This is a genomic window from Kitasatospora sp. NPDC001539, from assembly GCF_040298565.1.
Lineage (GTDB): Bacteria > Actinomycetota > Actinomycetes > Streptomycetales > Streptomycetaceae > Kitasatospora.
Genome location: NZ_JBEPAK010000322.1, coordinates 1 through 6,651 on the forward strand (window position 1 = coordinate 1; position 6,651 = coordinate 6,651).

Consider the following 6,651-nt stretch of genomic DNA (forward strand, 5'->3'; position numbering starts at 1 on the left):
ACCTCACCCTGGTCCGCGGCGACCTGCGCGCGGCCGCCGACGCCATCCGGCTCTCCCGCCGCACCCTCGCCACCATCCGGGGCAACCTCTTCTGGACGTTCGGCTACAACGTCGCCGCCCTGCCGCTGGCCGCGGCCGGAATGCTCAACCCGATGATCGCCGGCGCCGCCATGGCCTTCTCCTCGGTCTTCGTGGTCACCAACAGCCTCCGGCTCCGCCGCTTCCGACCCGCCGCGAGCGCCTGACCACCCAGCCCGGATCCGGGGCGCCCCGCACCTGGGGCGACCCCCGGGCCGGGGCAAGCACGAGGGGCCGGAACCGCGGTACCCAGCGGTCCCGGCCCCTCGCTGTGCCTCAACGCCCCAGCAGCTCGCCGCCGTTGCAGTGCAGGATCTCGCCGGTGATGAACCCGGCCTCCGGCGAGGCCAGGAAGTGCACCGCCGCCGCGACCTCGCCGCTCTCGCCGATCCGGCCGAGCAGCGTGCGCGCCGCCCGGCGGGCCACCTCGGCCTCGTCCAGCCGCGGACCGAAGAACTCGGTGCCACTGACCGTCCCCGGCGCGACGATGTTGGCGGTGATCCCCGAGGTGCCCAACTGGGCCGCCAGGAAGTGGTTCCACGCGTGCAGCGAGGCCTTCGCGGCACCGTACGAGCCGGCCCCGCGCAGGGCGGCGATGGAGCTGACGGTGACCACCCGGCCGGAGCCGGGGGTGAGCCGGTCCCGGATCGACTCGGTGAGCAGCACCACGGTCAGCACGTTGCGCTCGAAGTCACCGCGCCACCGGGCCAGCAGGGCGTGCGGTCCGCCGCCGGCGACGGTCTCCCGGCTGCCGGCGTTGTTCACCAGCACGTCGATCCGCTCGGGCAGTTCGTCGAGCGCCGCCTCGACCGCGTCCGGGTCCGCGAGGTCGCACACCAGCGGAGTGACGTTCGGTCCGAGGTCGGCCGCGGCCTTCTCCAGGACCTCACGGCGCCGGCCGACGATCACCACGTGCTCGCCCGCCTCGGCGAACCGCCGCGCGACTTCGTACCCGATTCCCGTGCCACCGCCGGTGACGACGACGTTCCTGGCCATCTGCGCACTCCCTCCCCAGTTCTGCCGCCGCGCGGCAAGGGTGCGCGACGGTCCGTACCGGAATGCCACGATTCCTATCACGCTCGGTTGCCGTGACTGCGGGGAGGGTGACGTCGGGCGCGCGGGAAGGTGTGGTATGGGCGCGGAACGAGGCGCCTACGGAGCGTGGCGAGAGGCAGCTCACACCCCCCGGGCGTAACTTCTCGCCCCCTGGTACGTCTTAGGTTGGTAGTGCGGCAGTTTTCCGACGGGCCGGGGCGCGATCAACGGCAACGCGTCCCTCATCCGAAAGCTGTCGCCGACGGGGCTCCGGCGGGCCCCGGGAACGGTCGTCGGTGTTCTCGGCGGCCTTCGCGCACGGCGCCGGGGTTGCGGCGGGTCAGGGACGCTTTGAGCGGCCGTCCCCGGCTGCGGCCGCCCCCGGAGTCGTGCGCCGTACGGTTCCGTCCCCGTGCGGGCCCTTCCGGGTCCGGGCCGTGGGGACGCCGGAGGGGCCCGTCCGCTCAGCAGCGGCCGGGCCCCTCCTCGTTCGTCCGGGGCGCGTCAGCGCTGGTCGAGCTCGACGTAGTCGCGGATCGCGGTGCCGGTGTAGATCTGGCGCGGACGGCCGATCCGGCTGGTCGGGTCGTTGATCATCTCGTGCCAGTGGGCGATCCAGCCGGGCAGCCGGCCGAGGGCGAACAGCACGGTGAACATGCTGGTCGGGAAGCCCATGGCGCGGTAGATCAGGCCGGTGTAGAAGTCCACGTTCGGGTACAGCTTGCGCGAGATGAAGAAGTCGTCCTTGAGGGCGTGCTCCTCCAGCTTGAGCGCGATGTCCAGCAGCTCGTCGCTCTTGCCGAGCTGGCCGAGGACCTCGTGCGCGAGCAGCTTGACCTGCGCGGCGCGCGGGTCGAAGGCCTTGTAGACGCGGTGGCCGAAGCCCATCAGCTTGACGCCGGCCTCGCGGTTCTTGACCTTCGCGATGAAGGAGTCGACGTCGCCGCCGTCCTTCTGGATGCCCTCCAGCATCTCCAGCACGGCCTGGTTGGCGCCGCCGTGCAGCGGGCCCCACAGGGCCGAGATGCCGGCCGAGATCGAGGCGAAGAGGTTGGCGTGGCTGGAGCCGACCAGGCGCACGGTGGAGGTCGAGCAGTTCTGCTCATGGTCCGCGTGCAGGATGAGCAGCTTGTCCAGGGCGTTGACGATGACCGGGTTGAGCTCGTAGTCCTCGGCGGGGACGGCGAAGGTCATCCGCAGGAAGTTCTCGACGTAGCTCAGGTCGTTGCGCGGGTAGACGAAGGGCTGGCCCATCGCCTTCTTGTACGCGTACGCGGCGATCGTCGGCAGCTTGGCCAGCAGTCGGACGGTCGACAGGTGGCGCTGGGCCGCGTCGAACGGGTTGTGGCTCTCCGGATAGAACGTGGAGAGCGCGCCGACCACCGAGGACAGCATGGCCATCGGGTGGGCGTCCCGGGGGAAGCCCTGGAAGAAGCGCTTGACGTCCTCGTGAAGCAGCGTGTGCTGGGTGATCTCGCGGTTGAACTCCGCCAGCTGGTCCGCGGTCGGCAGCTCGCCGTTGATCAGGAGGTACGCGGTCTCGATGAAGCCGCCCTGCGCTGCGAGCTGCTCGATCGGGTAGCCGCGGTACCGAAGGATGCCGTTGTCACCGTCCACGAAGGTGATCGCGGACTTGTACGCGGCGGTGTTACCGAAGCCGTTGTCCAGGGTGACCAGGCCGGTCTGCGGGAGCAGCTTCGAGATGTCGAAGCCGGAGTTGCCCGCAGTGCTCTCGACGACGGGGTACTCGTACTCGCCGTCCTGGTACCGCAGTACTACCGAGTTGTCGCTCACGTCTTCCTCACCGACGAAATGAATCCTCTTCCAAGGTGCCCTGACTGTCTCTACCATCCCCCATCCGAGGGACAGCCGCGCACCCGGGGTGGCCCGGAAGGGCCCGCCCCTACAAAACCTGCTGCCGCAGCCGGTACGAACCGGACAAGATCGGCACCACCCTAGGCTCTGCCGTAAATCTCTTCACGTCAAGAGAACCTTAGAGGCAACCATCCTGTCGGATAATCATCCAGAAGCAAGCCGATGATCGAGCGCCGCATGCCGCCGACCTGCACTGACGGCCCGTACGGCCTGCGCGATCGCCTTCCGTGACCCGACCAGCACCACGAGTTTTCGTGCCCTGGTCACCGCGGTGTAGAGCAGATTTCGCTGGAGCATCGTCCAAGCGGACATGGTGACCGGAATCACCACCACCGGATACTCGCTGCCCTGCGAGCGGTGGATCGTCACCGCGTACGCGTGGGCCAGCTCGTCCAGTTCGTCGAAGTCGTACACCACCTCCTCGTCCTCGTCGGTGACCACCGTCAACCGCTGGTCGTCCAGGCTGAGGGCCGTCACCACTCCCACTGTGCCGTTGAAGACGCCGTTCCGCCCCTTGTCGTAGTTGTTGCGCACCTGGGTGACCTTGTCCCCCACCCGGAACGTCCGCCCGCCGAACCGCCGCTCCGCCACCCCCTCCCGGGCCGGCGTCACCGCCGCCTGCAGCAGCGTGTTCAGGTTCCCCGCGCCGGCCGGGCCCCGGTGCATCGGCGCCAGCACCTGGACGTCCCGGCGCGGATCGAAGCCGAACTTCTGCGGGATCCGACGCGCCACCACGTCCACCGTCAACCCGGCCGCCCGCTCCGCGTCGTCCTCGACGAACAGGAAGAAGTCCGTCAGACCCTCCGTCAGGGGCGGTTTGCCCTCGTTGATCCGGTGCGCGTTCGTCACCACGCCCGACTGCTGCGCCTGCCGGAAGATCCTGGTCAGCCGCACCGAGGGGATCGGCCCGCCCTCCGCCAGCAGGTCCCGCAGCACCTCCCCCGCACCGACCGAGGGCAGCTGGTCCACGTCCCCCACGAACAGCAGGTGAGCACCCGGCGGCACCGCCTTGACCAGCTTGTTCGCCAGGATCAGGTCCAGCATCGAGGCCTCGTCCACCACCACCAGGTCCGCGTCCAGCGGACGGTCCCGGTCGTACGCGGCGTCCCCGCCCGGCTTGAGCTCCAGCAGCCGGTGCACCGTCGAGGCCTCCACCCCGGTCAGCTCCGACAGCCGCTTCGCCGCCCGGCCGGTCGGCGCCGCCAGCACCACCTTCGCCCGCTTGGCCAGCGCCAGCGTCACGATCGACTTCACCGTGAACGACTTCCCGCAGCCCGGCCCGCCCGTCAGCACCGCGACCTTCTGCGTCAGCGCCAGCCGCACCGACTGCTCCTGCTCCGGCGCCAGCTCCGCCCCCGTCCGCTTCGCCAGCCACTCCAGCGCCACCGGCCAGTCCACCCCCGCGAACCACGGCATCCGGTCGGCATCCGAACGCAGCAGCCGCAGCAACTGGTTGGCCAGCGAGATCTCCGCCCGGTGGAACGGCACCAGGTACACCGCGGTGATCGGCTCGCCCGCCTCCCCCGGCACCGTCTCGCGCACCACCCCCTCCGCGGCGACCAGCTCGGCCAGGCAGTCGATCACCAGCCCCACGTCCACCTGCAGCAGCTTCACGCCGTCCGCGATCAGCCGCTCCTCCGGCAGGTAGCAGTGGCCCTGGTCGCTGCTCTGCGACAGCGCGTACTGCAACCCGGCCTTCACCCGCTCCGGGCTGTCGTGCGGGATGCCCACCGCCTGGGCGATCCGGTCCGCCGTCAGGAAGCCGATGCCCCACACGTCCGCGGCCAGCCGGTACGGCTCGTTCCTGACCACACCGATCGAGGCGTCGCCGTACTGCTTGTAGATCCGCACCGCCAGCGAGGTCGACACGCCGACCCCCTGCAGGAAGACCATCACCTCCTTGATGGCCTTCTGCTCCTCCCAGGCCGCCGCGATCTTCTTCGTCCGCTTCGGGCCCAGCCCCGGCACCTCGATCAGCCGGCCCGGCTCGTTCTCGATCACCTCCAGGGTGTCCACCCCGAAGCGCTCCACGATCCGCTCGGCGAACCGCGGTCCGATCCCCTTGATCAGCCCCGACCCGAGGTACCGCTGGATCCCCTGCACGGTGGCCGGCAGCACCGTCGTGTAGTTCTCCACCGTGAACTGCCGCCCGTACTGCGGGTGCGAACCCCAACGGCCGTGCAACCGCAGCGACTCCCCGACCTGCGCCCCCAGCAGCGCGCCCACGACGGTGAGCAGGTCGTTCCCGCCCCGGCCGGTGTCCACCCGGGCCACGGTGTAGCCGGTCTCCTCGTTGGCGTACGTGATCCGCTCCAGCACGCCCTCGACCTGCGCCAACTGGCGCGGCACCTGCTGCGTCTGCTGCCCCGACGACGGCTGCTTGCCCACCGGAGCCCCCTCTTCGACCGGTACGGGTGGACTGTTCCGTCACGCACCGTACCGCTCCGCACCGACAACCCGGAACGCGCGGAAACCGCCGGGACGACGGGGAAGCGCCCGGGACGTCGGAAGGCGCCGGGGCCCCGGAGGGACCGACCTGCCGTGCGCCGCCCCTGCACCGGTGCCAGGCTGGAAGGTCCAGAGGGGGTGCCGACCACGCCCGCCCCCGCACGGGCCCCGTCCGAGGAGCAGTGCCGCCATGCTCAACACCGCCTTCCGTCCCGGTTCCCCGGACTGGCTCGACCTCAGCAGCCCCGACACCGACGCCTCCGTCGACTTCTACGCCGCCCTGTTCGGCTGGACCTTCGACTCGGCCGGCCCCGAGGCCGGCGGCTACGGCTTCTTCCAGCTCGAAGGCCGCACGGTCGCCGCCCTCGGACCGCTCGCCGACGAGGACTCCGGCCCCGGCTGGACCCTGTACTTCGCCACCGCCGACGCCGACCGCACCACCGAACTCGTCGAACAGGCCGGCGGGCGCGTCCGGTTCCCGCCCTTCGACGTCTTCACCGCCGGACGGATGGCCGGCTACACCGACCCGACCGGTGCCGACTTCGCCGTCTGGCAGCCGCACGACACCCGCGGCCTGGACCTCGTCAACGACGAGGGCAGCCTCTGCTGGGCCGAGTGCTACAGCGTCGACGCCGAGCGGGCCAAGGCCTTCTACCGCACCGTCTTCGGCTGGCAGGAGCAGGACGTCCCGTTCGGCGAATCGACCTACACCGTCCTCACCCCGGCCGGCGGCGGCAGCGAGGACTCTCACGGCGGCATCATGCAGCTCGCTCCCGAGCACACCGCGCGCGGCACCGGCTCGCACTGGCTCCCCTACTTCGAGGTCCCCAACGTGGACGCCAGCCTCGCCATCGCCGACCGCCTCGGCGCGAAGGTGCGGATCCCAGCCACGGACGTCCACGGCGTCGGCCGCCTCGCCCAACTGATCGACCCTCAGGACGCGGTCTTCGCCGTCATCACGAGTGCACCGGCCGCCAAGTGACGTCGCGCCGGCCGCTTCCCGGGGTCGCCGGATCGGCCCCCGAGAAGGGCCGCGAAGGGGCGCTACGGGCGTAGACGAGGCAGGTGGGACCTGGCGGGCGCCTCGACGTTCCGGCAACGCTTCACACGGCTGTTCCGGCGGCCCGGCCCAGCTCGGATTCCACCGGCCCCGGAAATGCGAAAAGGCCCCGCCCGGGAACCCGGGCAGGGCCTTCTCAGAAGAATTGTTCGGCG

The 6,651-nt window shown here is 70.7% G+C and carries 4 protein-coding genes and 1 pseudogene; 2 read left to right on the forward strand and 3 right to left on the reverse strand.

The window, feature by feature from the left end:
• Positions 1–245 (forward strand): annotated as a pseudogene (locus ABT247_RS30490) (heavy metal translocating P-type ATPase); the annotation flags it as partial.
• A gap of 109 nt (positions 246–354) precedes the next feature.
• On the opposite strand, the gene ABT247_RS30495 reads toward ABT247_RS30490, so the two are convergent.
• The 3 genes from ABT247_RS30495 to recD2 form a co-directional block, all read right to left on the reverse strand.
• Positions 355–1,074, reverse strand: a complete 720-nt coding sequence (locus tag ABT247_RS30495) for an SDR family NAD(P)-dependent oxidoreductase (RefSeq protein ID WP_350749000.1) — start codon at positions 1,072–1,074, stop codon at positions 355–357.
• Between the two features lie 543 nt (positions 1,075–1,617).
• Positions 1,618–2,907 carry a citrate synthase gene (locus ABT247_RS30500; protein WP_350749003.1) on the reverse strand — a complete coding sequence of 430 codons (1,290 nt, stop codon included), beginning with the start codon at positions 2,905–2,907 and terminating at the stop codon, positions 1,618–1,620.
• Between the two features lie 225 nt (positions 2,908–3,132).
• The gene (recD2, locus tag ABT247_RS30505) at positions 3,133–5,376 is read right to left on the reverse strand and encodes an SF1B family DNA helicase RecD2 (RefSeq protein WP_350749006.1); all 2,244 of its coding nucleotides are present in this window, start codon (positions 5,374–5,376) and stop codon (positions 3,133–3,135) included.
• Positions 5,377–5,626: 250 nt separating this feature from the next.
• Here recD2 and ABT247_RS30510 point away from each other — a divergent pair, with 250 nt between their 5' ends.
• The gene (locus tag ABT247_RS30510) at positions 5,627–6,418 is read left to right on the forward strand and encodes a VOC family protein (RefSeq protein ID WP_350749009.1); all 792 of its coding nucleotides are present in this window, start codon (positions 5,627–5,629) and stop codon (positions 6,416–6,418) included.
• Positions 6,419–6,651 lie beyond the last annotated feature (233 nt).

What these genes read in the sequence shown, in the direction of transcription:
- ABT247_RS30495 (WP_350749000.1), bottom strand. Translation starts at nt 1,074, where the DNA reads ATGGCCAGGAACGTCGTCGTCACCGGCGGTGGCACGGGAATCGGGTAC.
- ABT247_RS30510 (WP_350749009.1), top strand. Translation starts at nt 5,627, where the DNA reads ATGCTCAACACCGCCTTCCGTCCCGGTTCCCCGGACTGGCTCGACCTC.